The sequence below is a fragment of the Cupriavidus sp. 09_S30 genome, assembly GCF_056930435.1.
The window spans coordinates 2,782,764-2,808,426 of sequence record NZ_JBXOWI010000001.1 but is presented as its reverse complement, the minus strand read 5'-3'; the positions used below and the strand labels follow the sequence as shown (position 1 = coordinate 2,808,426).

26 protein-coding genes and 3 tRNA genes are annotated in these 25,663 nt (G+C 67.3%); 17 read left to right on the top strand and 12 right to left on the bottom strand.

The window, feature by feature from the left end:
- Positions 1-94: 94 nt before the first annotated feature.
- Positions 95-844 carry a FadR/GntR family transcriptional regulator gene (locus AC1Z3O_RS13300; RefSeq protein WP_483517594.1) on the bottom strand — a complete coding sequence of 250 codons (750 nt, stop codon included), beginning with the start codon at positions 842-844 and terminating at the stop codon, positions 95-97.
- Positions 845-984: 140 nt separating this feature from the next.
- Between AC1Z3O_RS13300 and gudD the strand changes: the two genes are divergently transcribed.
- The 3 genes from gudD to AC1Z3O_RS13285 all read left to right on the top strand — a co-directional run bounded on the left by gudD (position 985) and on the right by AC1Z3O_RS13285 (position 3,968).
- Positions 985-2,382, top strand: coding sequence for a glucarate dehydratase (gene gudD / locus AC1Z3O_RS13295; protein WP_483516184.1), 1,398 nt, complete (start codon positions 985-987; stop codon positions 2,380-2,382).
- 62 nt (positions 2,383-2,444) lie between these two features.
- A complete protein-coding gene (locus tag AC1Z3O_RS13290; RefSeq protein WP_483516183.1) occupies positions 2,445-3,494 on the top strand; it encodes a Bug family tripartite tricarboxylate transporter substrate binding protein in 1,050 nt (349 codons plus the stop codon).
- A gap of 114 nt (positions 3,495-3,608) precedes the next feature.
- A complete protein-coding gene (locus AC1Z3O_RS13285; protein WP_483516182.1) occupies positions 3,609-3,968 on the top strand; it encodes a hypothetical protein in 360 nt (119 codons plus the stop codon).
- A gap of 202 nt (positions 3,969-4,170) precedes the next feature.
- Here AC1Z3O_RS13285 and AC1Z3O_RS13280 read toward each other — a convergent pair.
- Positions 4,171-4,260, bottom strand: a tRNA-Ser gene (locus AC1Z3O_RS13280).
- Between the two features lie 227 nt (positions 4,261-4,487).
- On the opposite strand from AC1Z3O_RS13280, the gene AC1Z3O_RS13275 reads away from it, so the two are divergent.
- Positions 4,488-5,030 carry an outer membrane lipoprotein gene (locus AC1Z3O_RS13275; protein WP_483516181.1) on the top strand — a complete coding sequence of 181 codons (543 nt, stop codon included), beginning with the start codon at positions 4,488-4,490 and terminating at the stop codon, positions 5,028-5,030.
- 77 nt (positions 5,031-5,107) lie between these two features.
- Here the strand turns inward: AC1Z3O_RS13275 and hemW are convergent, their stop codons facing one another.
- From hemW to AC1Z3O_RS13250, 5 genes are all read right to left on the bottom strand, one after another.
- Positions 5,108-6,364, bottom strand: coding sequence for a radical SAM family heme chaperone HemW (hemW, locus tag AC1Z3O_RS13270; protein WP_483516180.1), 1,257 nt, complete (start codon positions 6,362-6,364; stop codon positions 5,108-5,110).
- On the bottom strand, positions 6,361-6,978 hold the full coding sequence (gene rdgB / locus AC1Z3O_RS13265; RefSeq protein WP_483516179.1) for an RdgB/HAM1 family non-canonical purine NTP pyrophosphatase: 618 nt from the start codon (positions 6,976-6,978) through the stop codon (positions 6,361-6,363). The genes hemW and rdgB overlap by 4 nt, the downstream gene beginning before the upstream one ends.
- Before the next feature lie 11 nt (positions 6,979-6,989).
- Positions 6,990-7,709: a ribonuclease PH gene (rph, locus tag AC1Z3O_RS13260; protein WP_483516178.1), complete on the bottom strand. Its 720-nt coding sequence runs from the start codon at positions 7,707-7,709 to the stop codon at positions 6,990-6,992.
- A 244-nt stretch (positions 7,710-7,953) separates the two neighbouring features.
- Positions 7,954-8,868 (bottom strand): PP2C family protein-serine/threonine phosphatase, encoded by a 915-nt coding sequence (locus AC1Z3O_RS13255; protein ID WP_483516177.1) that lies wholly within the window; start codon positions 8,866-8,868, stop codon positions 7,954-7,956.
- A gap of 160 nt (positions 8,869-9,028) precedes the next feature.
- The gene (locus tag AC1Z3O_RS13250; RefSeq protein ID WP_483516176.1) at positions 9,029-10,078 is read right to left on the bottom strand and encodes a serine/threonine protein kinase; all 1,050 of its coding nucleotides are present in this window, start codon (positions 10,076-10,078) and stop codon (positions 9,029-9,031) included.
- Between the two features lie 162 nt (positions 10,079-10,240).
- Between AC1Z3O_RS13250 and AC1Z3O_RS13245 the strand changes: the two genes are divergently transcribed.
- The 4 genes from AC1Z3O_RS13245 (at position 10,241) to AC1Z3O_RS13230 (ending at position 14,861) form a co-directional block, all read left to right on the top strand.
- The gene (locus AC1Z3O_RS13245) at positions 10,241-11,176 is read left to right on the top strand and encodes a YicC/YloC family endoribonuclease (protein ID WP_483516175.1); all 936 of its coding nucleotides are present in this window, start codon (positions 10,241-10,243) and stop codon (positions 11,174-11,176) included.
- A 94-nt stretch (positions 11,177-11,270) separates the two neighbouring features.
- Positions 11,271-11,921 carry a guanylate kinase gene (gene gmk, locus AC1Z3O_RS13240; protein ID WP_483516174.1) on the top strand — a complete coding sequence of 217 codons (651 nt, stop codon included), beginning with the start codon at positions 11,271-11,273 and terminating at the stop codon, positions 11,919-11,921.
- A gap of 83 nt (positions 11,922-12,004) precedes the next feature.
- Positions 12,005-12,208 (top strand): DNA-directed RNA polymerase subunit omega, encoded by a 204-nt coding sequence (gene rpoZ / locus AC1Z3O_RS13235; protein ID WP_006578656.1) that lies wholly within the window; start codon positions 12,005-12,007, stop codon positions 12,206-12,208.
- Positions 12,209-12,428: 220 nt separating this feature from the next.
- Positions 12,429-14,861, top strand: a complete 2,433-nt coding sequence (locus AC1Z3O_RS13230; protein WP_483516173.1) for a RelA/SpoT family protein — start codon at positions 12,429-12,431, stop codon at positions 14,859-14,861.
- 27 nt (positions 14,862-14,888) lie between these two features.
- On the opposite strand, the gene greB is transcribed toward AC1Z3O_RS13230, so the two are convergent.
- The gene (greB, locus tag AC1Z3O_RS13225) at positions 14,889-15,470 is read right to left on the bottom strand and encodes a transcription elongation factor GreB (RefSeq protein ID WP_483516172.1); all 582 of its coding nucleotides are present in this window, start codon (positions 15,468-15,470) and stop codon (positions 14,889-14,891) included.
- A 124-nt stretch (positions 15,471-15,594) separates the two neighbouring features.
- Between greB and AC1Z3O_RS13220 the strand changes: the two genes are divergently transcribed.
- The 4 genes from AC1Z3O_RS13220 (at position 15,595) to AC1Z3O_RS13205 (ending at position 17,410) form a co-directional block, all read left to right on the top strand.
- A tRNA-Arg gene (locus AC1Z3O_RS13220) sits at positions 15,595-15,671 on the top strand.
- A 325-nt stretch (positions 15,672-15,996) separates the two neighbouring features.
- A complete protein-coding gene (locus tag AC1Z3O_RS13215; RefSeq protein ID WP_483516171.1) occupies positions 15,997-16,284 on the top strand; it encodes a hypothetical protein in 288 nt (95 codons plus the stop codon).
- Positions 16,285-16,368: 84 nt separating this feature from the next.
- Positions 16,369-16,444, top strand: a tRNA-Met gene (locus tag AC1Z3O_RS13210).
- A gap of 282 nt (positions 16,445-16,726) precedes the next feature.
- On the top strand, positions 16,727-17,410 hold the full coding sequence (locus AC1Z3O_RS13205; protein WP_483516170.1) for a Fe2+-dependent dioxygenase: 684 nt from the start codon (positions 16,727-16,729) through the stop codon (positions 17,408-17,410).
- 53 nt (positions 17,411-17,463) lie between these two features.
- Here the strand turns inward: AC1Z3O_RS13205 and AC1Z3O_RS13200 are convergent, their stop codons facing one another.
- Positions 17,464-17,763: a hypothetical protein gene (locus tag AC1Z3O_RS13200; RefSeq protein WP_483516169.1), complete on the bottom strand. Its 300-nt coding sequence runs from the start codon at positions 17,761-17,763 to the stop codon at positions 17,464-17,466.
- Positions 17,764-17,962: 199 nt separating this feature from the next.
- Between AC1Z3O_RS13200 and AC1Z3O_RS13195 the strand changes: the two genes are divergently transcribed.
- From AC1Z3O_RS13195 to AC1Z3O_RS13185, 3 genes are all read left to right on the top strand, one after another.
- Positions 17,963-18,274 carry a hypothetical protein gene (locus AC1Z3O_RS13195; protein ID WP_483516168.1) on the top strand — a complete coding sequence of 104 codons (312 nt, stop codon included), beginning with the start codon at positions 17,963-17,965 and terminating at the stop codon, positions 18,272-18,274.
- Between the two features lie 206 nt (positions 18,275-18,480).
- A complete protein-coding gene (gene lpxO / locus AC1Z3O_RS13190; RefSeq protein WP_483516167.1) occupies positions 18,481-19,383 on the top strand; it encodes a lipid A hydroxylase LpxO in 903 nt (300 codons plus the stop codon).
- A gap of 200 nt (positions 19,384-19,583) precedes the next feature.
- The gene (locus AC1Z3O_RS13185; RefSeq protein ID WP_483516166.1) at positions 19,584-19,907 is read left to right on the top strand and encodes a putative hemolysin; all 324 of its coding nucleotides are present in this window, start codon (positions 19,584-19,586) and stop codon (positions 19,905-19,907) included.
- A 3-nt stretch (positions 19,908-19,910) separates the two neighbouring features.
- Here AC1Z3O_RS13185 and AC1Z3O_RS13180 read toward each other — a convergent pair whose 3' ends face one another.
- The 3 genes from AC1Z3O_RS13180 to AC1Z3O_RS13170 all read right to left on the bottom strand — a co-directional run bounded on the left by AC1Z3O_RS13180 (position 19,911) and on the right by AC1Z3O_RS13170 (position 23,343).
- Positions 19,911-21,395: a sensor domain-containing diguanylate cyclase gene (locus AC1Z3O_RS13180; protein ID WP_483516165.1), complete on the bottom strand. Its 1,485-nt coding sequence runs from the start codon at positions 21,393-21,395 to the stop codon at positions 19,911-19,913.
- 213 nt (positions 21,396-21,608) lie between these two features.
- Entirely contained in the window at positions 21,609-21,782 is a 174-nt protein-coding gene (locus AC1Z3O_RS13175; protein WP_483516164.1) for a hypothetical protein, read from the bottom strand.
- A gap of 103 nt (positions 21,783-21,885) precedes the next feature.
- The gene (locus tag AC1Z3O_RS13170; RefSeq protein ID WP_483516163.1) at positions 21,886-23,343 is read right to left on the bottom strand and encodes an aminotransferase-like domain-containing protein; all 1,458 of its coding nucleotides are present in this window, start codon (positions 23,341-23,343) and stop codon (positions 21,886-21,888) included.
- Positions 23,344-23,595: 252 nt separating this feature from the next.
- On the opposite strand from AC1Z3O_RS13170, the gene AC1Z3O_RS13165 reads away from it, so the two are divergent.
- Both AC1Z3O_RS13165 and AC1Z3O_RS13160 read left to right on the top strand, forming a co-directional pair.
- Entirely contained in the window at positions 23,596-23,976 is a 381-nt protein-coding gene (locus AC1Z3O_RS13165; protein ID WP_483516162.1) for a hypothetical protein, read from the top strand.
- A 53-nt stretch (positions 23,977-24,029) separates the two neighbouring features.
- The gene (locus AC1Z3O_RS13160) at positions 24,030-25,652 is read left to right on the top strand and encodes an NAD(P)/FAD-dependent oxidoreductase (protein WP_483516161.1); all 1,623 of its coding nucleotides are present in this window, start codon (positions 24,030-24,032) and stop codon (positions 25,650-25,652) included.
- The last annotated feature ends 11 nt before the right edge of the window (positions 25,653-25,663 follow it).

Sequence of the window (25,663 nt, the reverse complement as noted above, 5' to 3'; positions counted from 1 at the left end):
CGCAGGCGCTCGGGCGCGCACGCGGCTCGAGCGAATTGAGATAAGACATCCTACAACATAGAATATACCGCCGCAAGCGACGGGCAGGCCATGCTCAGGCCTCGTTCCCCAGCGCGGCCGAGGCCTTGCGCAGGCGTTCGCGGCTATTGGTCAGGTGCATGCGCATGGCGGCCTTGGCGGCCTCGGGATCGCGCCGCTCGATAGCGTCGTAGATATTCTCGTGCTCGAAGTTGACGCGCTCGAGGTACTGCGCGCGCTCGGGCGCGCTGACGTGCAGACGGCTGCGCGGGATCACCATGGTGCCCAGGTGGGCCATGATGTCGGTGAAGTAACGGTTGCCGGTGGCGCGCGCGATCGCCAGGTGGAAGGCGAAGTCCGAGCCGACCGAGTCCTGCCCCTCGGCGGCCGTGCGCTCCAGTTCGTCGAGCGCGCGGCGCATGTCGGCCAGTTCGGCGTCGCTGCGCCGCATGGCGGCCAGGCTGGCAGCCTCTGCCTCCAGGCTGACGCGGAATTCCAGCATGGCCAGCACGTCCATCGCCGTGCCCGCCATGGCGGGGTCGAGGCGGAACGGCGTGGCGGATTCGGCCGGGCGCTCCAGCACGAAGGTACCGATGCCGTGGCGAGTCTCCACCAGCCCGCTGGCCTGCAGCCGCGACAGTGCCTCGCGCACCACGGTGCGGCTCACGCCCAGTGCGGCCATGATCTCCGATTCGGTGGGCAGTTTATCGCCGGGCTTCAGTTGACCCTGGTGGATCCGCTCGGTCAGGTTGCCGACGGCCTCCTCGGCCAGCGTGCGGCCGCGGCGGCGCAGGGTAGGGGAGGGGGCGAGCGCAGGGTTCGACATGATGGCGGGCGGGGCTTGACCGGTTCTCGATGCGCTCATTATACTGCGCAACAAGTCATACGACGACTGATAACATATATGGACCGAGCCCGGCGCCTCTTAGGCGTGGCGGGTTCGGCGCTTCCGGAGACCAGGCAATCATGCCAGCATCCCAGCACATCCACGCGCCCGCGGCCGACGGCGCCTCCCGCTCCTCCTGCTCCGCCACCCCGGTGGTCACCGAACTGACCGTGGTGCCGGTGGCGGGCGCCGACAGCATGCTGTTGAACCTGTCCGGCGCGCATGGGCCGTTCTTCACGCGCAATATCGTCATCCTGCGCGACAGCGCCGGCAATACCGGCGTGGGCGAGGTGCCCGGTGGCGAGGGGATCCGCCAGACGCTGGAGGATGCGCGCGAGCTGGTGCTCGGCCAGCCGATCGGCAACTACCAGGCCACGCTGAATCGTGCGCGCGCCGCCTTTGCCAGCCGCGATGCCGGTGGCCGGGGCCTGCAGACCTTCGACCTGCGTATCGCCATCCATGCCGTCACGGCGCTGGAGGCGGCGCTGCTGGACCTGCTTGGCAAGCACCTCGGCGTGCCGGTGGCGGCGCTGCTCGGCGAAGGGCAGCAGCGCGATGCCGTGGCGATGCTGGGTTACCTGTTCTTCATCGGCGATCGGCAGCGCACGCCCTTGCCTTATCGCAGCGAGACCGGCAGCGAGGCCGAGGCGGGCAATGACTGGTTCCGGCTGCGCAACGAGGCGGCCATGACGCCGGATGCCATCGTGCGCCTGGCCGAGGCGGCCCATGCGCGCTACGGCTTCAACGATTTCAAGCTCAAGGGCGGGGTCCTGCGCGGTGATGAGGAGATGGAAGCCGTTATCGCGCTGGCCGAGCGTTTTCCCAAGGCGCGCATCACGCTGGACCCGAACGGCGCGTGGTCGCTGGCCGAGGCGGTGCGTCTGTGCCGCGACAAGCATGGCGTGCTTGCCTACGCGGAGGATCCCTGCGGCGCGGAAGAGGGGTATTCCGGCCGCGAGATCATGGCCGAGTTCCGCACCGCCACCGGCCTCCCGACCGCGACCAATATGATCGCCACCGACTGGCGGCAGATGGGCCATGCCGTGCGCCTGCGCGCGGTGGATATCCCGCTGGCCGATCCGCACTTCTGGACCATGCAGGGCTCGGTGCGCGTGGCGCAGATGTGTGCGGAATGGGGCCTGACATGGGGCTCGCACTCGAACAACCACTTCGACATCTCGCTGGCCATGTTCACGCACGTGGCCGCCGCCGCCCCGGGGCGCATCACCGCCATCGACACGCACTGGATCTGGCAGGACGGCCAGCGCCTGACCAAGTCGCCGCTGCAGATCGAGGGCGGCATGGTGCAGGTGCCCACCGCGCCCGGGCTGGGCGTCGAACTGGACATGGCGCAACTGGAGCAGGCCCACGCGTGCTACCAGCGCATGGGCCTCGGCGCCCGCGATGACGCGGCCGCCATGCAATACCTGATCCCCGGCTGGCGCTTCAATAACAAGGCGCCCTGCATGGTGAGGTGAACCCGCGCGGCCTGGCCGCGATTTCCGACCGAAGTCGATAGAAGAAACAAGGAGGAGACACCATGTTCCAATCGATCCGGCCCGCCGTAGGCGGGCCTGCTGGCGGCCGCCTGCGGCAATCCCTATGGTGCCTGGGGCGCCGCGCCGCGCTGGCATTGTCCGCTGTCGCCGCGCTCGCCGCCCTGGCACCCGTCGCGGCCGCCGCGGCGCAGTCCTGGCCGCAAAAGGCCGTTTCGGTGATCGTGCCGTTCCCGGCAGGCGGCTCGACCGATACCATCGCGCGCATGCTCGCCCCGCCGCTCAACGAGAAGCTGGGCCAGCCCTTCGTGGTCGACAACCGGCCGGGCGCGACCGGCGCCATCGGCGCGGCCATGGTCAAGCGTGCCCCGGCCGACGGTTACACGATCATGGTGGCCTCGATCGGTGTGTACGCGGTCAACCCCTTCCTGCAGAAGCACCTGGCCTATGACCCGGTCAAGGACTTCGACCTGCTGACGGTCGCGGTGCGCGCGCCCAACGTGCTGGTGGCCAGGGCGGATTTCCCCGCCGGCAATGTACGTGAGCTGATCGCCTACATGAAGAAGAACCCGGGCAAGGTCGCCTTCGCCTCGTCCGGCACCGGTTCATCGGATCACCTGACGGCAGCCCTGTTCTGGCAGAAGAGCGGTACCAGCGGCCTGCATGTGCCCTACAAGGGTGGCGCCCCGGCCATCTCGGACCTGCTGGCGGGCCAGACCGACCTGTCCTTCCAGAACATCAACGCGGTGCTTCAGCACATCAAGGCGGGCAAGTTGAAGGCGCTCGCCGTCACCGCCGACAAGCGCGCCAGCGTGCTGCCCGATGTGCCCACCATGGCCGAGGCCGGCGTCAAGGATGTCGAGGTGTATTCCTGGCAGGGCGTGGCCGCGCCGCGCGGCTTGCCGGCCGATGTCAAGTCGCGGCTGCACGCCGCGCTGGTCGGCGCGCTGAACGAGCCGGGCATGCGGCAGAAGCTCGCCGAGAGCGGCTTCGAGGTGGTGGCCAACACGCCGGAGCAGTTCACGCAGTTCGAGCACCAGGAACTGCAGCGCTGGAAGACCGTCATCGAGACCGGCAAGATCACGGTGGACTAAGTCAACAAGTCCGGCGTGCCGCGCGGGCGGGCGGCATGCCGCGAGCCGTGCGGCACGCCTCGGTGCCAAGGACCGCGTGCCCGTCGGCGTTCCGCACGGCGTATGCTGTAGCGGATGATCCGTGTCCTGCTTTCGCCCGTCTGCCTGCTGATCGAGACCCGTTGGTGCATTCCGCGCGGTTTCGACGGTTTTGCGCCCGGCCCGTTGATCCTGCTGCGGCCCGGCGCCAGCGCGGCCCTGCTCGCCCATGAAAAGGTGCACGTCAGGCAGTTCTGGCGCACCTTCGGCCTGATGGGGCCGCTGTACCTCTTGAGCCGGCGCTGGCGCCTGCGCTTCGAGCTGGAAGCCTATCGCGAGCAGATCCGCCACGCCGGCCTGCACGCGGCGCGCCCTTGTGCGCGCGCCCTGGCGCACGGCTATCGCCTGGATATCACGGAAGAGGATGCGTATCGTCTGCTGGTACGCGAGCGCTGAAGCGGCGTGCGTGACAGGTGCGCGCTGCGAATGCGCAGGACAGGCCGTCGGCCGTGTCGTGATCCCGCGCGTGCGGGGATCGGGCAAGGATTCGATAACAACCGGTACACATGCAGCACCTGAGTGACATTGCGTACCGTTCGCGACCGGCTTCCCCGGCTAGCATGCGCTTCGGCGGGGGCCGAGCAGGTCGGCTGGGAATTGGCGGAGACGGTGAGATTCGAACTCACGGATGGGTCACCCCATCGGCAGTTTTCAAGACTGCTGCCTTAAACCACTCGGCCACGTCTCCTGAAATGTGCGCGCATTGTAGCGCGGAACCCGGTGCTGGCCAGGCCGCGCATTATAGCAAGGGCGGGCGCTTCCCGGGGCGCGCGAAACGCTTGTCACCGTGCAGAGGCCGTGACATTTCCGCCGGCTTGCGGAACCTTGCGCCATGTGGTCTGCTCCTACCGATGTCCCAGGCCCGGGGATGCGCAATGGCGGTGGCTCCGGCCTGACTCTTGAGGAGAAAAACATATGCAAGGAAAGATCTGGTTCGGTATCGCGGCGGTGGCCGCCACGGCAGGCATGGCGGGCTGCGCGGCACCCGGCGGAGGCTATGGTGGCGGCTACGGCGGCGGATACAACGCGCCGCCGCAGACCGCCGGCTACCAGGGCCAGCAGGGCTATCAGGGCCAACAGGGCCAACAGGGCAACACCTACCAGGCGCCTCAGGGCTCGGTGTTCTACGGGCGCGTGGAGTCGATCGAGCCAATCACCACCACAAAGAACAGCTCGGGCATAGTCGGCACGCTGATCGGCGGCGCCGCGGGCGGCCTGATCGGCCACCAGATCGGCGGCGGCTCGGGGCAGACCGTCGCGACCATCGGCGGCACCGTGCTGGGCGCTCTCGCGGGCAACCAGGTCGAGAAGCGCGTGGGTACGGCCACGGATACCGTCTATCGCGTCAACGTGCGCCTGGATGACGGCCGCATGGCCACCGTCACGCAGCGGGACGTGAGCGCGCTGCGCATTGGCACGCGCGCCCAGGTGGCCAACGACATGGCGAGGCCCTACTAACAGCGAAGCGGCGCCCACGCGGGCGCCCAGGTACGAAAACGGCGCCATGCGGCGCCGTTTTCGCATTCAGGCGGGCCTCATGCCTTCAGGAACATCTCCTGCAGGTCATTGAGGAAGCGCCGGCCCAGTTCGGTCGGGCGGATCTGCGACAGGTCGGCTTCCAGCAACCCCTTGGCCTCGGCAGCCGCCAGCTCGCGGCTGATGGTGTGCAGCGGCAGCCCGGTGCGGTCGTAGAAGCTGGAGGCCGGCACGCCGTCCGTCAGCCGCAGCGCATTGAGCATGAACTCGAAAGGCAGGTCGGCCGCCGGCACGTCGTGCGCTTCCTGCACGGCATTGCCCGCCATGGCCTGCGCCATGTAGGTGGCCGGATGCTTGTGCCGCATCTGGCGCAGCACGCGGTTGGCGAAGGACAGCTTGCCGTGCGCGCCGGCGCCGATGCCGAGGTAGTCGCCGAAGCGCCAGTAGTTCAGGTTGTGCCTCGATTCGCGGTGCGGCCGCGCGTAGGCCGAGGTCTCATAGTGGCGGTAGCCGGCCTCGGCGGTACGCGTCTCGATCAGGTCCTGCATGTCGCTGGGCAGGTCGTCGTCGGGCAGCGCCGGCGGGAACTTGGCGAACAGCGTGTTGGGCTCCAGCGTCAGGTGGTACAGCGACAGGTGCGTGGTGCCGTAGCCGAGCGCCGTTTCCAGGTCCTGCCCGCATTCCTGCAGCGTCTGCCCGGGCAGCGCGTACATCAGGTCGAGGTTGACGTTGTCGAAGTTGGCCAGCGCGATCTCCACCGCGCGGCGCGCCTCGGCGCCGCCGTGGATGCGCCCGAGCGCAGCGAGATGGCCGTCGTTGAAGCTCTGGATGCCGATCGACAGGCGGTTGACACCGCTGGCGCGATAGCTGGCGAAACGCTCGGCCTCGAAGGTGCCAGGGTTGGCCTCCATCGTGATCTCGGCATCGGCGTCCAGCGGCAGCAGCGCGCGGATGTCGGACAGCAGCCGGTCGAGCCCCTGCGCCGACAGCAGGCTGGGCGTGCCGCCGCCGATAAAGACGGTGTGCACCTGGCGTCCCCACACCAGCGGCAGCGACTGTTCCAGGTCGGCGCGCAGCGCGTCGAGGTAGGCCTCCTCGGGAATCTCCTGGCTGCCTTCGCCGCCGGGGGCGGCATGCGAATTGAAGTCGCAATAGGGGCATTTGCGCACGCACCAGGGCACGTGCACGTACAGCGATAGCGGCGGCAGCGCGGGCAGGGCGATCTGGCCGGGCTGCAGCCAGAGTTGCCGGGCCTGGTCCGGCGTGCCGGTGGCTGCCGGCGCGGACGTGGCCGGCACGGGGCGGATCGGGATCATGGCAGCGCGTCCTGCAGGCCGTGTTCGCAGAGCCGGTTCGCCAGGGCCCGCAGGGCCAGCGCGCGATGGCTGATCACGTTCTTCTCCTCGGCGCTCAGCTCGGCCGCGGTGCGCCCGAGGTGCGGCAGCAGGAAGTGCGGGTCGTAGCCGAAGCCGCCGGCGCCGCGCGGGGCGTCGACCACTTCGCCTGACCAGCTGCCTTCGGTGATCAGCGGGCGCGGGTCGTCGGCATGGCGCACCAGCACCAGCACGCAGTAGTACTGCGCGTGGCGATTGAGCTTGCCGGCAAGCTGCGAGATCAGGTGCGTGTTGTTGGCCGCGTCGCTCTTCTCCTTGCCCACCAGCTGCGCGTAGCGGGCCGAGTAGACGCCGGGCGCGCCGTCGAGCGCATCGACGCAGATGCCCGAGTCGTCGGCCAGCGCCGGCAGGCCGGACAGCCGGCTGGCGTGGCGCGCCTTGGCCAGCGCGTTCTCGACGAAGGTCACGTGCGGCTCTTCGGCTTCCGGGATGCCGAGCTCGCCCTGGGGCACCACCTCGAAGCCGAACGGGGCCAGCAGGCTGCCGAACTCACGCAGCTTGCCCGCATTGTTCGAGGCCAGGACCAGGCGTTGCATGGCTTCCTCCTTCATGCGACCGCCAGTGCCTCGCGCTGGTAGCGCACCAGTTGCGCGATGCCGGCCTCGGCCAGGCGCGTCATGGCTTCCAGGTCGGCGCGGGCGAAGGGCGTGCCCTCGGCCGTGCCCTGCACCTCGACGAAGCCGCCGCTGCCGGTCATCACCACGTTCATGTCGGTGTCGCAGCTGCTGTCCTCGGCATAGTCGAGGTCCAGCACGGGTACGCCGTCGACCATGCCGACCGAGACCGCGGCGACGAAGTCGCGGATCGGGCTGGCCGCGATCAGGCCGTCGCGCAGCATCATGGAAACCGCGTCGTGGGCGGCGACGAAGGCGCCGGTGATGGCCGCGGTGCGGGTGCCGCCGTCGGCCTGCAGTACGTCGCAGTCGAGCTGGATGGTGTATTCGCCCAGCGCCGGCAGGTCGAAGACCGAGCGCAGCGCGCGCCCGATCAGGCGCTGGATTTCCTGGGTGCGGCCGGTCTGCTTGCCGCGCGCGGCCTCGCGGTCCGAGCGCGTGTGGGTGGCGCGCGGGAGCATGCCGTACTCGGCGGTGACCCAGCCCTCGCCGCTGCCCTTCTTGTGCGGCGGCACCTTGGCCAGCACGCTGGCGGTGCACAGCACCTTGGTATCGCCAAAGGCGCTCAGGACCGCGCCTTCGGCGTGGCGGGTGTAGTGGCGGGTCAGGCTGATCGGGCGCAGCGCGTCGGCTGCGCGTCCACTGGGTCGCATGGCTGTATCGTCTTCAGAATCGGTATCGAGACCCGGATTCTACCGCCGGCGGCCAGCCACCGCCCAAAGGTGGCCGTCCCGTCAGGTCCACTGAATCACTGAAATCGGTCGGTGCCTGCCACGCCATGCGGGCTCATCGCGTCGTTGCAAATGCTCGCAATAGCCGTGCTATTGCTGCGCTTTGCGCCTAGCGCTGACTCCCGCATGGCATGTCCTTCACCTCCCATTTCAATGATTCAGTGGACTAGCGCATCAGATTGCTGCTCTTGTCGATCGCGGCGCGGATCTCCGCGATGGAGCGCTCGATTTCTTCTTCGGACAGCAGGTCGCCCTCATTGCCGTCGCGCTCCAGGATGGAGGTGGTGAAGGCATTGAGCGGCAGCGTGTCGGTCATTACGGCGTCTTCGCTGGCGGCCTGCGAGTCGAGTTCCCACATCATGCCGATTGCCGTGGTGTTGTCGGCACCTTCGCCGGCATTGCGCAGCGCCTGGTCGATCAGGTCAGGGATCGCATGCACCACGGAGAGCTGGCTGAGCGTATCCACCAGCACTTTTTCTTCCAGGCTGCCCCACAGGCCGTCGGAGCAGAGCAGTGCCACGTCGCCCGGTTCCAGCCGCAGCGGGCCGCCGATGTCGATCAGCGGCAGGTTGGGGGAGCCCAGGCAGTTGTAAAGCTTGTTGCGCTCCGGGTGGTTGGCCACCTCCATCGGCAGCACCCGTTCCTGCTGCAGCAGGTTCTCGATCTTGGAGTGGTCGCGCGTCCGTGTCAGCAGCTGCCCGCGGCGCATCAGATAGAGGCGGGAGTCGCCGGCGTGCGCCCAGTGGATCTGGCCGTTCTGCACCAGGCAGCAGACCACGGTGGTGCGCGGGATGTCGGCCAGGCGCTTGGCTTCGGCGTAGCGGTGGATCTGCCGGTGGGCCAGCATGATCGAATCCTGCAGGAAATCGGCAGGATTGCGGATGGCCGGGCGTGCCTGCGCCTGGAACTGGTGGGCCAGTGTCTGCAGCGCCTGCTGCGCGGCGACCTCGCCGAGCGCATGGCCGCCCAGGCCGTCGGCGAGCACCATCAACAGCGCATCGCGCGTGAAGCAATAGCCCATGCGGTCCTGGTTGCTGCGTCGGCCGCCTTTTCGGCTTTCCTGATATACGGAAAATCGCATGTTGGCTGGTTCGGATTCGGTTCGTGGGTGGTGGCGTCAGGGATGCGCGATTCCGCGGGCGCCATCTTCATCATAGCGGGATTCGGGCGAAAGCATGGCTGCAAGTGCAGTGCAAGGCGCGTCCGAGCTTCTGGGTCCGCGCCGGGCGGGCGCTCCCGTTTCAGTCGCCGCTGCTGCCTGTGCGCTTGGGCCGCGTGGCCGGTGCACTGTCCTCGCGGCGGCGCAGCAGCGTCCTCAGCCGAGTGGTCGGTTGCTTCTCGGCAGGGGCGGGAGGCGGTGTGGCGGCTTGCTCGCTCAGCGCATTGGTCTGCTCGCGCAGCTCCTTCTGCAGGCGGAACACGCTCTGGGGACGTTCCGACGGCGGCAGTTTCAGGCACCACTCGACCAGGTCGACCAGGCCGCCGGTGTAGCTGGTGCGCAGGCGGGTCAGGGCGTCGCCCATGCGGTCGTCCTTCTCGCGCTGGTTGGCTTCCTGCGGCGGCATGCCGGCCATGCAGGCATAGAGGGTGGCGCCCAGGCTGTAGATGTCGCTCCACGGTCCCAGCTCGTTGTGCTTGCCGTACAGTTCGGGGGCGGCGAAGCCTGGCGTGTACATCGGCTGGAAGCGTGCCGCTTCCATGGTGAGGGTCTGCCGGGCCGCGCCGAAATCGAGCAGGATCGGCGATTCGTCTTCGCGCAGGTAGATGTTGCCGGGCTTGATGTCCAGGTGCAGCAGCTTGTGGATGTGGACCTCGCGCAGTCCGCTCATCAGGGCGTGGAAGACCTTGCGGATGAAATGCTCGCGCAGCACCTTGCTGCGGCCTTGCTGCCGCGCCTGCAGGATGTGTTCCTGCAGCGTCTTGCCCATCTCATAGTTCATCACCATGTAGACGGTGCCGTTTTCGCGGAAGAAGTTGACCACGCGCACCACGCTGGGGTGGGAGATGTGGGCCAGCGAGCGGCCTTCCTCGAAGAAATACTTGAGTCCGAGCCGGAAGGAGGCGGCGTTCTCTTCCGGCACCACCGGGATCAGTTCGCCCGGGCTGCGGCGGGCCAGCGAGCCCGGCAGGTACTCCTTGATGGCGACTGGCGTGCCGGTCTCGTCGGTGGCCAGGTAGACGAAACTGAACCCCCCGCTGGCCAACTTCTTTACAATACGATAGTTGGACAGCAGCGTGCCGATGGGCAGCGGTGCACTCTTCGGTTGTGTAGCGCCCTTGGACTCTGTCATGGGATTCGGGGACCTGGATGGCCTCCGGATTGTCCCGGCTAATCAGTTACTTGTAAAGAACACAAATAGGGGCCTTTTTGGCCGTCTTTTTCCGGCGCCGCCCGGCTGGCCGCGGGCTGTCCGCCGCACCGGCGCGAGCCGGCCCATTCGCGAGAATATCCAATGATCCACAGCATGACTGGCTACGGCGCCGCGACGCGCCAGGCGCCGCTGACGAACGCGCAGGGCGAGGCCAGCGGCCGGACGGCCGCCGTCTCGGTCGAGTTCCGCACCGTCAACTCGCGCTTCCTCGACCTGCTGTTCCGGGCCCCGGAAGAATGCCGCGCCTTCGAACCCGCCCTGCGCGAGATGCTGATGGCCGAGCTGTCGCGCGGCAAGCTGGAATGCCGCATCAACCTGCAGCGCGCCGATGCCGGCGGTGCCACGCTGGCGCTCAATGACGGCCTGCTGGCGCAGATCCGCGCGCTCGAGAGCACCGTGGCGGCCACTTTCCGCGAGGCGGGCGCGCTGCGCATGGGCGAGATCCTGCGCTGGCCCGGCGTGCTGGTCGAGCCCGAACTGTCGCAGGAAGCGCTGCGCGAGGCGGTGACCGGCGCGGCCAAAGAGGCGCTGGCACAGCTGCTGGAGGCACGTCGGCGCGAGGGTGAGGCGCTCAAGGCGACGCTGCTCGAGCGCGTGGACGCGATGCTGGCCATCGTCGAGCGCCTGACGCCGACCATTCCCCAGCTGATCGCGCACCACCAGGACAAGCTGACCGAGCGCCTGCAGGAAGCCTTCAACCTGGCTGCACCCAATGGCATGCCGTCGATGAGCCGCGACGAGATCGCCGAGCGCATCCGCCAGGAAGCCACCGTCTATGGCATCCGCATCGACATCGCCGAGGAGCTGGCACGCCTGCAGGCACACTTGAACGAAACGCGGCATATCCTGAAGAAGGGCGGGCAGGTCGGCAAGCGGCTCGACTTCATGATGCAGGAGCTCAACCGCGAGGCGAACACGCTGGGCTCCAAGGCCGCCGCGAAAGAGCTTGCCGACTCCTCGATGGAGCTGAAGCTGCTGATCGAGCAGATGCGCGAACAGGTCCAGAACCTCGAATAAGCAGACGTCCGAAACATTTTTCCCGGCAGCCGCTGCATGGCGCGGCGGCTGCCACAACCGTAATTCATCTTCACCCTGGCATTACCGAATCATCATGAACGAATCGTCCACAAGCGCCCTCGACAACGCCTATCCCGGCAACCTGTTCATGGTGGTGGCCCCCTCGGGCGCGGGCAAGTCCACGCTGGTCAACGCGCTGCTGGCGCGCGATCCGAGCATCCGCCTGTCGATCTCGCACACCACGCGCGCGCCGCGCCCGGGCGAGCAGGATGGCCGCGAGTACCACTTCGTCAGCACCGAGCAATTCCGCGCGGCGCGTGCGCGCGATGAATTCCTCGAATGGGCCGAGGTGCACGGCAACTACTACGCAACCTCGCGCGTGTGGATCGAGGACCAGATGGCGCAGGGCAACGACGTGCTGCTCGAGATCGACTGGCAGGGCGCGCAGCAGGTGCACAAGCGCTTTTCCAACGCCATCGAGATCTTCATCCTGCCGCCGTCCCTGACCGCGCTGGAAGAGCGCCTGAAGAAGCGCGGCCAGGACGAGCCGAACGTCATCGTGCGCCGGCTGCTCGCCGCAGGCAGCGAGATGGCGCATGCGTCCGAGTCCGACTACGTGATCATCAACGAGGTGTTCGAGCAAGCGCTCGACGAGCTCAGCAGCCTCGTTCGCGCGACCCGTCTGCGCTTTTCGGCGCAGAAGTCGCGGCACACCGAGCTCTTTGTCGAGCTCGGCATCCACTGAGCGGCGGGGCTGCGGCAACGCTTGCGGCCGCGTGCTGTAAAATGGCAGGCATCGAATAGGTTTAGTCTCAAGGTAGATTTGATATGGCGCGTATTACCGTCGAAGATTGTCTGAAACACATCCCGAACCGCTTCGAGCTCGCGCTCGCCGCCACGTACCGGGCTCGCCAGCTCGTGCAGGGCCACACGCCCAAGGTCGAAGCGAAGGACAAGCCCACCGTCGTCGCGCTGCGCGAGATCGCATCCGGCCAGGTCGGCATCGAGATGCTGAAGAAGGTTCCGACCTGATTCCCAGGGCGGCCAGTGACAATGCCTCGCATGGTGCAAGCGCGTACCGAGCCGGTTTCCGGAGGCCGCCCCGATGTCTCATTCCCAGCCTTCCCACGTACCATCAGCGCCCGGCCCCAGCGTGGCGCCGGCGGGGTCGCGTGGCGAAGCGCTCACTGAGGCGGCAATCGATGCGAGTTCCGCCTCAGCCCGCAAGCGCGGCATGCCTGGCCAGGGCCCGATGACGGCCCGTACCGGAGCACCCAACCTGCCGGATCCGCTCGGCGGCGACGTCGTGGGTGAGCGTGCCGTGGTGCCGCCGATGGCGCAGGCCAAGGCGCGCCAGCAGGAGTCGTCCGCGCAGGCGGGATCCGAACCCGCGGCCGGGCCGGCGGCGCCCGCCGCCGCGCAGGCCGTCGGCGACGCGCTGTTCATCGATGCCGTGCTGGCGCAGTCTTACCGCCACTTCTTCGGCCCGACTTCGCAGCCCGCCGTACCGCCGCGCCAGCAGGTCATCTCCATCACCCGGTTGATGGAGAAGCTGTCCTACCTGAAGCCCGCCGATCAGGCGCTGGTGCGCGAGGCCTTCCAGTTTTCCGATGAAGCCCACCTCGGCCAGTACCGGCAGAGCGGCGAGCCCTACATCACCCATCCGGTGGCGGTGGCCGAGCTGTGCGCCGACTGGCGGCTGGATGTGCAATCCATCATGGCGGCGCTGCTGCATGATGTGATGGAAGACCAGGGCATCACCAAGGGCGAGCTGGCCGAGCGCTTCGGCCCCAAGGTCGCCGAACTGGTCGATGGCCTCACCAAGCTGGACAAGCTCGAATTCCAGAGCCGCGAGCAGGCGCAGGCGGAAAGCTTCCGCAAGATGCTGCTCGCGATGGCGCGCGATGTGCGCGTGATCCTGGTCAAGCTGGCCGACCGCACGCACAACATGCGTACGCTCGATTTCGTGCCGCCGGAAAAGCGGCGCCGGATCGCGCTCGAGACGATGGAGATCTACGCGCCCATCGCTCACCGGCTCGGCCTGAACACGACCTACCGCGAACTGCAGGAGCTCTCGTTCAAGGTCGGCTCGCCGTTCCGCTATGCCACCCTCGAGAAGGCGGTCAAGGCCGCGCGCGGCAATCGCCGCGAGGTGGTCAAGCGCATCCTCGAGGCCGCGCAGAAGTCGCTGGCCGATGCCGGCATGGTGGCCGAATTGTCGGGCCGCGAGAAGACGCTGTACAGCATCTACCGCAAGATGCACGACAAGCAGCTGTCGTTCTCGCAGGTGCTCGACGTGTACGGCTTCCGCGTGGTGGTCGAGACCCAGATGCACTGCTATATGGCGCTGGGCGCGCTGCACGCGCTGTACAAGCCCATGCCGGGCAAGTTCAAGGACTACATCGCGATCCCGAAGATCAACGGCTACCAGTCGCTGCATACCACGCTGGTCGGCCCCTTCGGCACGCCGGTGGAGTTCCAGATCCGCACGCGCGAGATGCACCAGATCGCCGAGGCCGGCGTGGCCGCGCACTGGATGTACAAGCACCAGCCCGAACAGGCCAACGAGATCCAGCAGCACGCGCACCAGTGGCTGCAGTCGCTGCTGGACATCCAGAGCCAGACGGGCGACTCGCAGGAGTTCCTGGAGCACGTCAAGATCGACCTGTTCCCGGACGCGGTCTACGTCTTCACCCCCAAAGGCCATATTCGCGCGCTGCCGCGTGGCGCCACCGCGCTGGATTTCGCCTATGCCGTGCACAGCGACCTGGGCAACCAGTGTGTCGCGGTCAAGATCAACAACGAGCTGCTGCCGCTGCGCACCGAGCTCAAGAGCGGCGACATCGTCGAGGTGGTCACGGCGCCGTACTCCAAGCCCAATCCGGCGTGGCTGGCCTTCGTGCGCACCGGCAAGGCGCGCGCGGCGATCCGCCACTACCTGAAGACCACCAAGCTCGACGAGGCCATCCAGCTGGGCGAGCGCCTGCTGGAGCAGGCCGCCCGCCAGCTCGGCATCGATCTCAAGGCGGTGCCGTCCGCGGTCTGGGACCGCATGATCCAGTGGACCGGCAACAAGCAGCGCGAAGACATCTTCGCCGACCTGGCGCTGGGCAGGCGCGTGCCGGCGGTGGTCGCCAAGCGCATGGAGATCCTGCTGCAGGATCTGTCAGGCGACACCGACAGTTCGCTGATGGCCGCGGTGCAGACCTTTGCCGGCGAGGAAGCGCCGGCAGTGGCGGTCACTGGCGACGAAGGCATGTCGATCATCTTCTCGACCTGCTGCCGTCCCATTCCCGGCGACTCCATCGTCGGTTACCTGGGCAAGGGCGAAGGACTGCAGATCCACGTGCAGGACTGCAAGGTCGCGAAGCGGCTGCACAGCAAGGATCCTGAGCACTGGATCGACGTCATGTGGGCGCACAAGACCACGCGCCCCTTCGATGTCTCGATCAAGATCATGGTGCGCAACGTCAAGGGCATCGTCGCGCGTGTGGCCGCCGACCTGACCGCGGCCGACGCCAACGTCGCCCACGTGGCGATGGAGCAGAGCGTCGTCCACCAGGAAGCGACCTATATGCAGTTCATCATCCAGGTGCAGAACCGCCTGCACCTGGCGAACGTGATGCGCGCGCTGCGGCGCGACCCGGACGTCATCCGTATCTTCCGCGACCGCAACGACAGTTGAGCAAGCCGTGCCGGCAGGGCGCCGTGCTCAGGCCTTGCCCTGGCCGCCTGCCAGGCGCGCGGGGTAGTGCACTTCCAGGACTTCGATCTGCTCGACCCCGTTCGGCGTGCGCAGGGGCACGGTGTCGCCCTCGCGGGCCTTGATCAAGGCCTTGGCGATCGGCGAGATCCAGCTGACGCGGTGCTGGTCCAGATCGACTTCGTCCATGCCGACGATGGTGATGGTGGTCTCGTCGCCGGCGCCGTTGAGATAGGTGACCGTGGCACCGAAGAAGATCTGGTCATTCTCGCCCTGCAGCGAGGGGTCGACCACTTCGGCCTTGTCCAGGCGCCGGGTCAGGAAGCGGATGCGGCGATCGATCTCGCGCAACCGCTTCTTGCCGTACAGGTAGTCGCCGTTCTCGGAGCGGTCGCCGTTGGAGGCCGCCCACGACACCACCTGCACGACCTCGGGTCGTTCCACGTCGATCAGTTGCATCAGTTCGTCGCGCAGGCGCTGATAGCCTTGCGCGGTGATGTAGTTCTTGGTGCCGGGCGGCAGCGGGGCTGCGCCTTCCGGCAGGTCGTCCTCATCCTCGCCGGACGACTCTTTGACAAACGCCTTGTTCATGTTCCGGATCACTTCGCTGAGGCTCTCATTATAGGAAGAGTGGGGCCTTCAGCCCAAAGTGCAAAAAAGTTGGCGCAGGGGGGTTCACAAAAATGAAAAACCCGATATAATTTCCTTCTCGCGTGCGGCTGTAGCTCAGTTGGATAGAGTACTTGGCTACGAACCAAGGGGTCGTGGGTTCGAATCCTGCCAGCCGCGCCACCTATTGAAGAAAGGGCTTCCGGAAACGGAAGCCCTTTTTCTTTTGTGCCTTCGGGTCCCGCGCGGTCTGTGCGTCCCACTTATCGACGCCTCGCGACACATTGCAACACGTTGCCAACGGCACGGTCCGGTCAGGCTGCATTTGCATCGCCGCGTCCGGGGCCAGCACCGCTGAATTTCCGAACTTGATCCCTTGGTCTGCGCCACATCACGGCAACACCGCTGCCGCAGTGCGCCTTGCGCCCGCGTGCGCGCGCAACTAGGCTGCAAGCACGATGCGCCACGCACGGGCGTGGCGCGTAACAGCAAGCTGGAGGCGGCCCAGATGAGAGAGACCACTTGGCGTGTGGAGGCCTATCGCAGCATGGATGTCTATGTGCGGACCGCGCTGCGTCGACAGGCGGAAACGGCTTCGCAGGCGCGGGAGTCGCAGGGCGGGCTGTGGGGCTATGAGGCGCGCGTGTGCCAGCAGGGTGCAGATCCTTCGGATGCAGGCGATACCGAGGTGATATCGAGCGGCAGCAGCGGCTTCGCCACGCGGCATGCGGCCGAGGTCGCGGCCTTCGCTGCGGCCTATGGGCTGGTGGATCGCATGCTCGGGCAGCCCGAGTGATGCCGTTGCGCGTGGCCGGCACGAAATCGGTGCGAAACTGCTTGCAATGTTCTGTCGGATCCTCCATAATCTCTCTTCTTCGGACGCGGGGTGGAGCAGTTGGCAGCTCGTCGGGCTCATAACCCGAAGGTCGCAGGTTCAAGTCCTGCCCCCGCAACCAGTCCCCTCCTTTGGCATCACGCGCGGCATCGTTCGCAACGCAGGGTGCCGGCAATGGCCGATCCGGCCGCATTTCCTCCAAGCCAGATCTGACTGCATATCGCCAGCGACAGCAGTGTTGTGTGCCTGTGCGTGCGCGGTTTTGTCTCGGCTCAAATGTAAATGATTCGCATTTTTATTGTGGCGGGCTTTCCCATACAATGTGGGCACGCCGGGCTCTGGCATGCGCTTGCGTTCGCGTGCCGCACCCGGGTTTCCAACCCATTGCAAGGTGATCGACGTCATGATGCTGCAGATTCCGAACGTGCTCTCTCCGGACCAGGTGGCGCAATGCCGGGCCATTCTGGATGCGGCGCAATGGCACGACGGTAACGCGACATCGGGATTCCAGTCCGCGCTGGCCAAGCGCAATCTGCAGTTGCCCGAGGGTTCGCCCTCGGCGCGGGAGGTCGGCGCGCTGATCGAGGATGCGCTGGCCGCCAATGCACTGTTCTTCGCGGCAGCGTTGCCGCTCAAGGTCTTTCCGCCGCTGTTCAACCGCTATGAGGGGGGCGGGGCCTTCGGCAGCCACGTCGACAATGCCATCCGCTATCTGCGCGGCAGTAGTTTCCGCCTTCGCAGCGACCTGTCGGCAACGCTGTTCCTGACGGAGCCGGAGGACTACGACGGTGGCGAGCTGGTGGTGGAGGATACCTACGGACCGCAGCGCGTGAAGCTGCCCGCGGGCCATATGGTGCTGTACCCCGCCAGCAGCGTGCACCACGTGACCCCGGTTACGCGGGGCGCGCGGGTTTCGTCCTTTTTCTGGATTCAGAGCATGGTGCGCGACGACGGCCAGCGCACGCTCCTGTTCGAACTGGATGCACAGATCCGTCGGGTAGGACAGGCACTAGGGCAGCAGGAGCCGGCCGTGGTCGGATTGACCGGCGTCTACCATAACCTGCTGCGGCGCTGGGCTGAAGCCTGACGTCGCCGGTGCATCGCCGCGCAGCGCGCGGCGATGCCGGGGTGAGTGCCGCGCTAGTCGTGCGGCCGCCGCGTCGGCTGGAGCGGAATCGCCGCGACGCGGCGCCGCGCGGGCTTGAGCCTCTGGCCCGGCCACAGGACGTAGTTTGTGTGGGGATCCAGCGGCTTGCCGAAATAGGATACCCACACCTGCACGCCATGCTCGGTCTCGGCGATGACGGCCGCGACGGCACGCGCCGCGGCGGAGGGCGATTTGAGCAGGTCGGCCAGGGCTTCCACGCCCTGCACGACATGATGCTTCACCCCTCTGAACCATGCGTACTGACGCATGGCGGACAACAAACGCTTGGTCATGAACGCTATTCCCCGATTGAATGGCTGTTATGACCAAAGCTTACACTGTTTTGTTCAATCTCCCCGTGCCGTCGGTCTGCGGCGGGCCGATTGACAGGCTCCGGCCTTTGATTTAGCGTGATTCTCGGGGCGCGCCCCTGCGCACCGTCCGCATCGCGTTGCCGCGCGATCGCCCGCGCATCAAGCAAGGAGCTTGCTGATGACCGAAGAGATGCTGCTGCAGCTGATGGAGGAAGTCGAGAAGGAGGACCCGATCGACTACGCCAATCTTCCCTTCGACGATGACGCGCTGCGCGCGCTGGTCTGCCACCTGGTGGCCGAGCGCTCGAGCGAGATGGAGTCCTCTGGGCTGCCGCCGGAAGCCATCATGGCGACCATGTGGGCCTCCACCGCCAAGCTGGTGCTGGAGAACCTGGTGCTCAATGCGCGGCTGCTGACGCTGCAGGGTGCGCCCGCCGACGCCCAGGCCCTGATCGCGCGCATCGCCCGGCGCTCGCGAGGCGGCGACTGAGGCCGAACCGCGCCGATGCCGGGGCCGCCCGGTTTCGTCCCTGCATTTCGGGCCGTTGTCTTTGACGCGAGTCAAGTGGCATGCGACCCACATCCTGCCCGCGCGGCGGCATTTCGCTAAAATACGGCTTTTCGCCCCTCGGGGCGCCGCGTTCCCCTGCCTCGATGGCACGCGCGGCGTCCGCCGGTTGATATGGAGGATTTCGGGTGATCAAGTGGATTATCGTCGCGGGCTATCTGGGCGCGATTCTGTACGTGCACTTCCGCGGCAAGGTGCGCCTGCGTATCTGGCGCCAGCTGCTCGACCATTCGGCGGTCGTGGCGCCGCTGAACTGTTTTATGTACGCCTTCTCGGGCGTGCAGCGCACGCCTTACATCCCGGTCGAGCGCTTCCCTGAACTGGAGAAGCTGCGTGCCGCCTGGCCCGAGATCCGGGACGAGGGCCTGGCGCTGGCCGCGATGCGCAAGATCAAGGCCGCCGAGAAGAACGACGACGCGGGCTTCAACTCCTTCTTCAAGTACGGCTGGAAGCGTTTCTACCTGAAGTGGTACGAAGCCCATCATCCCTCGGCGGAGACGCTGTGCCCGCGCACCGTAGCGCTGCTGCGCGAACTGCCCAGCGTGAAGGCCGCGATGTTCGCCGAGCTGCCGCCGGGCGGCAAGCTCAATCCGCACCGCGATCCGTTCGCCGGTTCGCTGCGCTACCACCTTGGGCTGGCCACGCCCAATGACGACCGCTGCTTTATCGAGGTCGACGGCGAACGCCATAGCTGGCGCGACGGCGTCGGCGTGGTCTTCGACGAGACCTACCTGCACTGGGCCGAGAACAAGAGCGACGCCAACCGCCTGATCCTGTTCTGCGACGTCGAGCGTCCGATGCGCTTCGGCTGGGCGGCGCAGGTGAACCGCTGGCTGGGCCGCAAGCTGATGACCGCCGCCAGCTCGCCGAACGAGGAGACCGACCAGACCGGCATGATCAACCGGCTGTTCCGCATCGTCTGGCTGGGTGGGCAGTACCGCCGCCGCTTCAAGGCGTGGAACCGTCCGCTCTACTATGTGGTGAAGTTCGGCCTGATCGTGGCCGGCATTGCGTTGATCATCTACCTGTAAGCCGGCCGGGGCGGCGCGTGCGCCGTCCCGTTCCGCTTGCGGCTGCGCGGATCCTGCCCGCCGCCTGGCGACTGCCGGGCGCCGCATCCGCTTTCTCTGCCGCTTTCGTCGTTTCCCGTCGTATTCCGCCGCTTCCCGCAGTTTCCGACTTCCTGCTTTCCGCTTGGCCCGTCATCAGCCGGGCCATCCCATAGCCCAACATGCGCAACTATCTTTTTCTCGCCGCCGCGCTGGCGGTGGCTTCCTGTGGCGGTCCCACGCCCGGCCAGGCACCGGGCGCCGGCCAGTCCGGCACGCCCGCATCCGCGGTGACGGCCACGCCCGCCAGCGCGGTGCCAGCGCGCCAGCCGGATGGCCCGCGCGTGATCGGCATGCCGAATCCCGCCTCCGTCAACTGCTCGCAGCGCGGCGGCACTCTGCAGATCGTTTCCTCGGCGGCCGGCCAGGCCGGCATGTGCATCTTCCCCTCCGGCAAGCAGTGCGAGGAGTGGGCGCTGATGCGCGGGGAATGTTCGCCTGAATGAGGCTCAGACGCGGCGCCGGTCGTTGTCCTGCGCCTCGTAATAGGCCCGCTTGGCCTCATACATCTGTGCGTCGGCTGCCTTTACGGCGTCGCTGAGGCGCTCGCCCTGCACGCAGGTGGCTGCGCCGATCGAAAGCGACAGCGCCGCCCCCGGGTAGAACTGATTGTTCAGCTCCTGCACCTGGCTGACCTGATCGACCACGAGCTTCACGCCGCGCTCGTCGCAGCCGGGCAGCAGCACCATGAACTCGTCGCCGCCGACGCGCGCGATGCATGCTTGCTCGCTCACGGCCTTCTTCAGGACCTCGCCGGTACGGCGCAGCAGCCCGTCGCCGTCGCCATGCCCGTTCTGGTCATTGACCTGCTTCAGGCCGTTGAGGTCGAGCGCGATCACGCTGACCGGCCAGGGACCCTTGCGGCTCAGGCGCGCGAGCTCGTCTTCGTAGAAGGCGCGGTTGTACAGCTTGGTGAGCACGTCATGCTTGCCGAGGAACTCGACGTAGGCTTCCGCCTTCTTGCGCGCGGTGATGTCCGTCAGCGACACCAGCACCTGGTCCCAGTCGGCCTCGCGCCCGGGGAAGACCGACCACTGCATGAAGACATCGACCGCGCGGCCGTCCAGCGCGTAGTTGATGACCTCGCGCTGCTGCCACAGCTTTTCGTGCCACAGGTCCAGCAACTGCTCCGCGAAGTGGATGCGCATGTCGTCGCGGAACACGTCGCCCAGGCGTGACAGCAGGATTTCCTTGGAAGGCGCGCTGAACATCTGCAGCGTCTGCTGGTTGACGTCGATCACGCGGATTTCCTGCATGCAGCGCATGATGAAATCGGGATGCACGTTCATGAAGGTGCGGAAATCGGTGATGCCGGCCGCGCGCACCTCGTCGAGCAGCATCTTGACCACGCTGAAATCTTCCACCCACAAGGACACCGGCGAATGTTCGAAGAGCCCGCGCGCGTATTGCTGGCTGCGCCGCAGGGAGCGCTCCACGCGCGTGCGCATGGTGACATCCTCGAGCGACAGCAGCACCCGTTCCCAGCTGTCTTCGTAGCCGGGCATCACACGGGCCTCGAGGCGGATGTCCAGGCGTTCTCCGTCGAGCGCGTAGTTGACGGTCTGGCTGGCGAAGCGCGCCTGGCCATCCCACAGCTGGCCGAGCTCTTCCACGTGCTGGTCGAACATATCGTCGCGGAAGACGGCGTCGAGGTTGTCGACCAGGTCGGCCAGGTCGGCGGCGCGGAAGAGCTCCAGCGTCCGGCGGTTGACGGCGATCACGCGGATCAGCGCCGAGCAGCGCGCGACTTCCTCGGGGTTGGCCCGCAGGTGCGCGCGCAGATCCACGATGCCTTGCTCCCGCAGCATGTCGAAGCGGGCCTTGACCGCGCTGAAATCCTCCAGCCACAGCGACACGGGGGCGAGCTGAAACAGGGTTTTGTAGTCGTCGTCGGTGTGTGCGCCGGCGATCAGTGTTGTTGTCATGGCTGTCATGGAGGCGGCTTCCAAAGGTTCCCGTCAGGCGCGCAGAAGGAGGTGGCCGGATGGCCGGCGCCCGGTGACCGGCCAGGCAGGCGCGTCAGCGCCGTAGCATAGGGCAGGGGGCGGGAAAATGGGAGCGGTATTGCAAAAAGGAATTGCAAATATCGGACCGCGCAGAGCGGTCTTCGCGGCGCGGTCTGCGACAACCGGCGCGGGGCGGCGCGCTCAGTCGGCGCGGCCGCGGCCGGCGCGCACCGGCAGGGGGCGGCGGGCGTTACTCTCGATTTCGGCAATCAGCAGCAGCGTGGTGGTCTGCAGCAGCGAACCATCGGTCAGGTGGCGCGCCAGTGCGCGCAGGTCGTCGATGGAGTAGTGCGGGGCCGGGTGTCCTTGTTGCATGGTGAAGGGCCGTGGACAATCAATGTCCAGATCCTAGGGCAAACCCTCGGTCCGCACCTTGTCCAAGATCATGCCGGGCCCACGTTGCCGCGCCCCGCGAGGCTCATCCGCGCTCCGGCTGCAATGAGGCGAGCCGGTTGGCCACGCCCGCCAGCCGGCGCATCGCGTCTTCCAGCAACGGTGAGCGCGGCGTGCCGCAATTGATGCGCAGGAAGTGGTCGAAGCGGCTGGAGTTGGAGAACATTACCCCCGGCACGACGTGGATGCCTTCGCGCAGCGCCAGTTCGAAGAGCGTTTCGGAGGCGATGCCGGCCGGCAGTTCCACCCACAGATGCATGCCGCCGCGTGGCGAAGACAGTCGGGTGCCGGCGGGAAAGCCGCCGGCGATGGCGTCAGTCATCCATTCGCGCTGGCCGCGCAGTTGTTCGCGCAGCCGGCGCAGGTGCCGCTCGAAGGCGCCGCTGGACATGAAATCGGCCACCGCAAGCTGCGCCAGCGATTCGTTGGGGCGCGACTGGCTGTACTTGAGCATGGCGACGCGCGCCGCCCAGCGGCCCGCCGCGATCCAGCCCAGGCGCATGCCGGGGGCCAGGAACTTGTGCAGCGAGGCGCAGTGGATCACGTTGCCGCTGCGGTCCCAGGACTTGGCGGCGGCCGGCCGCGTGTCGCCATCGGCCAAGGTGGAAAAGCAGTCGTCTTCGATCAGCGCGATGCCGCGCGCCTCGCACCACTGCACCAGCGCGGCCTTGTGCGCGTCGGGCATGATGCTGCCCAGCGGGTTCTGCAAGGTCGGCACGACCACCACCGCCTTGATGTTGTCGTAGGTCTGCGCGGCGAGCTCCAGTGCCTCGAGCGAGATGCCGGTGTGCGGGCTGCAGGGAATCTCCAGCGCGCGCATGCCCAGGCCTTCCAGGATCTGCAGCAGGCCATAGTAGGTGGGCGACTCCACTGCGATCACATCGCCGGGACCGGCCACGGCGCGCAGTGCCAGGTGCAGGGCCTCGGTGCCGCCATGCGTCACGACGATGTCCTCGGGCGCCAGGCTGACTCTCGACAGCAGGGCGTGGCGCGCCAGCGCCGCGCGCAGTGCCGGGTGTCCCTCTGCCTCCGGCGCGCGGGCGTAGAGCCGCGGGTCGCGGCGCAGCGCGCGCACGGCGGCGGCCTGCAGTGCGGTCGCCGGGTAGAACTCCGGCGCCGCGCTGATGCCGGCCAGGCTGACCTGGATGGTGTGTTGGCGGCTGCGTGCCAGGATGGCCGAGATGCGCTGATGGATGCCGACGTACTGCGCCGGGTCAGGCAAGCTGGCCTCAGGTTCCGCGATCGGGGCGGCCCGCGATGGCGCCGCGCGCCGCTGCACGAAATAGCCCGAACGTGGCCGTGCCTCGAGCAGGCCCTCGCGTTCGAGTTGCCGGCACGCCTGCAGCGCGGTGGACAGGCTCACCCCATGCAGCTCCATCAGCTTGCGGACTGAGGGCATGCGGTCGCCGGGCGTCAGCGTGCCGGCGCCGATGGCCTGCCGATAGCGGGTGGCCAGCTTGTGATAGAGCGTCGCGGAATCCATGGGGCATGATGGCGCGCGCGGCGCCGCTCGAACAGATACAGAAGGGGCGAAGCTGTATCGTAACAGTGGTCCGCAGCCGCGACTGTTGCGCTCGATTTGGGGGCGGCGTGTGCCTGTTTCGGCAGTGTCGCGCTGGCTACGCTGGTGGCCTGACAGTCCACTGCAACCGAAGCCATGCCATCCGCTCACCTTGCCCCCCGCGGGCCGCAGATCCAACCGACCCAGCCGACCCAACCGGCGCAACAGTTCCACTTGAAGCCAGGCCAGTCGCTGCGCGTGCATGCCGTGGCCGGCACCGTGCTGCACGTCAACACGGGGCGCCTTGGGCTTGCCGCGGCGCCGGCCTGGCTGGCCGACACGCTGTTCCGCCACGAGCGCCGCCTGGCTGCCGGCGATGTCTTCGTGGTGGAATCCGCGGGCTGGCTTGCGCTGCAGCCGGACGGAGAGTCCGCCGTGACGCTGCGCCCGCCGCTGGCATGCCGCGGCGCGGGGCGTGCACGCCTTCGCGCACGTCTTGCGACGTGCTTCCAGGGCTGGCGCCTGGCCGTGCGCGCGGTGCTGGGGCTGAGCAGAAGGGCGTGCAGCGGGCGGGAAGGGCATGCCGAAGAGGAGGCCGGCGCCGAAAGCCGATAGAATTGCGGTCCGGCCGTCGCGCTTTGTCATCCCGGCCGCAGAATCCTTTGCCCATGCTACGTCTCAGTGAAGTCAAACTCCCCCTCGAACACGATGAAAGTGATCTCGAGGCCGCTATCCTCTCCCACCTGGCCCAGATCGGCGTCAAGGCCGACGGCCTGGTCGGCTACACAGTGTTCCGGCGTGCGCACGATGCGCGCAAGCGCTCGGACATCAAGCTGACCTACATCATCGATATCGAGGTCAAGGACGAGGAAGGCGCGAAGAAGCGCATGGCGGGCAAGCCGCACTGGAGCGTGACGCCCGACATGCACTACCGCTTCGTCGCGCACGCCCCGGAAGGCGGCAGCACACCGCGGCCGGTGGTGGTGGGCATGGGGCCGTGCGGGCTGATGGCAGGCCTCCTGCTGGCGCAGATGGGCTTCCGCCCCATCATCCTGGAGCGCGGCAAGGAAGTGCGCGAGCGCACCAAGGACACCTTCGGCCTGTGGCGTCAGAGCGTGCTGAATCCGGAGTCGAACGTGCAGTTCGGCGAGGGCGGTGCCGGCACCTTCTCCGACGGCAAGCTCTACAGCCAGATCAAGGACCCCAGGCACTACGGCCGCAAGGTGCTGGAGGAGTTCGTCAAGGCGGGTGCGCCCGAGGACATCCTGTACAAGGCGCGGCCGCACATCGGCACCTTCCGCCTGGTCAGCATGGTGGAGAAGATCCGCGCCGAGATCTTCGCGCTGGGCGGCGAGATCCGCTTCAGCACGCGCGTGGACGACCTCGACATCGACGGCGGCAAGCTGCGCGGCGTCAAGCTCTCCACCGGCGACTACCTGGCCTGCGAGCAGCTGATCCTGGCGGTGGGCCACAGCGCGCGCGACACCTTCGAAATGCTGGAGGCGCGCGGCGTGTTCATGGAGGCCAAGCCCTTCTCGCTGGGCTTCCGCATCGAGCATCCGCAGGGCCTGATCAACCGCAGCCGCTTCGGCAAGTTCGCCGGCAACAAGCTGCTGGGCGCGGCCGACTACAAGGTCGTGCACCACTGCAGCAATGGCCGCTCGGTGTACAGCTTCTGCATGTGCCCCGGCGGCACGGTGGTGGCGGCGGCTTCCGAGCCGGGCCGCGTGGTCACCAACGGCATGAGCCAGTACAAGCGCGCCGAGAGCAACGCCAACGCCGGCATCGTGGTAGGCATCTCGCCGGAAGACTATCCGGGCGGCCCGCTCGCCGGCATCGCCTTCCAGCGCCATTGGGAAGAGCGGGCCTTCGAGCTGGGCGGCGGCAACTACCGGGCGCCGGGCCAACTGGTGGGCGATTTCATTGCGCGCCGGCCGTCGACCTCGCTGGGCTCGGTCGAGCCTTCGTACAAGCCGGGCGTGACGCCGACCGACCTGTCGACCGCGCTGCCGGACTACGTGATCGAGGCCATCCGCGAGGCGCTGCCGGAGATCGACAAGAAGCTCGCCGGCTTCGCCATGCACGATGCCGTGCTGACGGGCGTGGAGACGCGCACCTCGTCGCCGCTGCGCATCCGCCGCAAGGACGACTACCAGAGCATGAATGTGGACGGCCTCTATCCCGCCGGGGAAGGCGCCGGCTATGCGGGCGGCATCTACTCGGCAGCCATCGATGGCATCGAGGTGGCCGAGGCGGTGGCGCTGGCCATCACCGGCGGCAAGCGCGGCTGAGGGCGGCTGAG

Excerpts from the sequence above, each read along its gene's own strand:
- AC1Z3O_RS13300 (WP_483517594.1), bottom strand. The coding sequence starts at position 844 with ATGTCGAACCCTGCGCTCGCCCCCTCCCCTACCCTGCGCCGCCGCGGC.
- gudD (WP_483516184.1), top strand. The coding sequence starts at position 985 with ATGCCAGCATCCCAGCACATCCACGCGCCCGCGGCCGACGGCGCCTCC.
- AC1Z3O_RS13290 (WP_483516183.1), top strand. The coding sequence starts at position 2,445 with ATGTTCCAATCGATCCGGCCCGCCGTAGGCGGGCCTGCTGGCGGCCGC.
- AC1Z3O_RS13285 (WP_483516182.1), top strand. The coding sequence starts at position 3,609 with ATGATCCGTGTCCTGCTTTCGCCCGTCTGCCTGCTGATCGAGACCCGT.
- AC1Z3O_RS13275 (WP_483516181.1), top strand. The coding sequence starts at position 4,488 with ATGCAAGGAAAGATCTGGTTCGGTATCGCGGCGGTGGCCGCCACGGCA.
- hemW (WP_483516180.1), bottom strand. The coding sequence starts at position 6,364 with ATGATCCCGATCCGCCCCGTGCCGGCCACGTCCGCGCCGGCAGCCACC.
- rdgB (WP_483516179.1), bottom strand. The coding sequence starts at position 6,978 with ATGCAACGCCTGGTCCTGGCCTCGAACAATGCGGGCAAGCTGCGTGAG.
- rph (WP_483516178.1), bottom strand. The coding sequence starts at position 7,709 with ATGCGACCCAGTGGACGCGCAGCCGACGCGCTGCGCCCGATCAGCCTG.
- AC1Z3O_RS13255 (WP_483516177.1), bottom strand. The coding sequence starts at position 8,868 with ATGCGATTTTCCGTATATCAGGAAAGCCGAAAAGGCGGCCGACGCAGC.
- AC1Z3O_RS13250 (WP_483516176.1), bottom strand. The coding sequence starts at position 10,078 with ATGACAGAGTCCAAGGGCGCTACACAACCGAAGAGTGCACCGCTGCCC.
- AC1Z3O_RS13245 (WP_483516175.1), top strand. The coding sequence starts at position 10,241 with ATGATCCACAGCATGACTGGCTACGGCGCCGCGACGCGCCAGGCGCCG.
- gmk (WP_483516174.1), top strand. The coding sequence starts at position 11,271 with ATGAACGAATCGTCCACAAGCGCCCTCGACAACGCCTATCCCGGCAAC.
- rpoZ (WP_006578656.1), top strand. The coding sequence starts at position 12,005 with ATGGCGCGTATTACCGTCGAAGATTGTCTGAAACACATCCCGAACCGC.
- AC1Z3O_RS13230 (WP_483516173.1), top strand. The coding sequence starts at position 12,429 with ATGACGGCCCGTACCGGAGCACCCAACCTGCCGGATCCGCTCGGCGGC.
- greB (WP_483516172.1), bottom strand. The coding sequence starts at position 15,470 with ATGAACAAGGCGTTTGTCAAAGAGTCGTCCGGCGAGGATGAGGACGAC.
- AC1Z3O_RS13215 (WP_483516171.1), top strand. The coding sequence starts at position 15,997 with ATGAGAGAGACCACTTGGCGTGTGGAGGCCTATCGCAGCATGGATGTC.
- AC1Z3O_RS13205 (WP_483516170.1), top strand. The coding sequence starts at position 16,727 with ATGATGCTGCAGATTCCGAACGTGCTCTCTCCGGACCAGGTGGCGCAA.
- AC1Z3O_RS13200 (WP_483516169.1), bottom strand. The coding sequence starts at position 17,763 with ATGACCAAGCGTTTGTTGTCCGCCATGCGTCAGTACGCATGGTTCAGA.
- AC1Z3O_RS13195 (WP_483516168.1), top strand. The coding sequence starts at position 17,963 with ATGACCGAAGAGATGCTGCTGCAGCTGATGGAGGAAGTCGAGAAGGAG.
- AC1Z3O_RS13185 (WP_483516166.1), top strand. The coding sequence starts at position 19,584 with ATGCGCAACTATCTTTTTCTCGCCGCCGCGCTGGCGGTGGCTTCCTGT.
- AC1Z3O_RS13180 (WP_483516165.1), bottom strand. The coding sequence starts at position 21,395 with ATGACAGCCATGACAACAACACTGATCGCCGGCGCACACACCGACGAC.
- AC1Z3O_RS13175 (WP_483516164.1), bottom strand. The coding sequence starts at position 21,782 with ATGCAACAAGGACACCCGGCCCCGCACTACTCCATCGACGACCTGCGC.
- AC1Z3O_RS13170 (WP_483516163.1), bottom strand. The coding sequence starts at position 23,343 with ATGGATTCCGCGACGCTCTATCACAAGCTGGCCACCCGCTATCGGCAG.
- AC1Z3O_RS13160 (WP_483516161.1), top strand. The coding sequence starts at position 24,030 with ATGCTACGTCTCAGTGAAGTCAAACTCCCCCTCGAACACGATGAAAGT.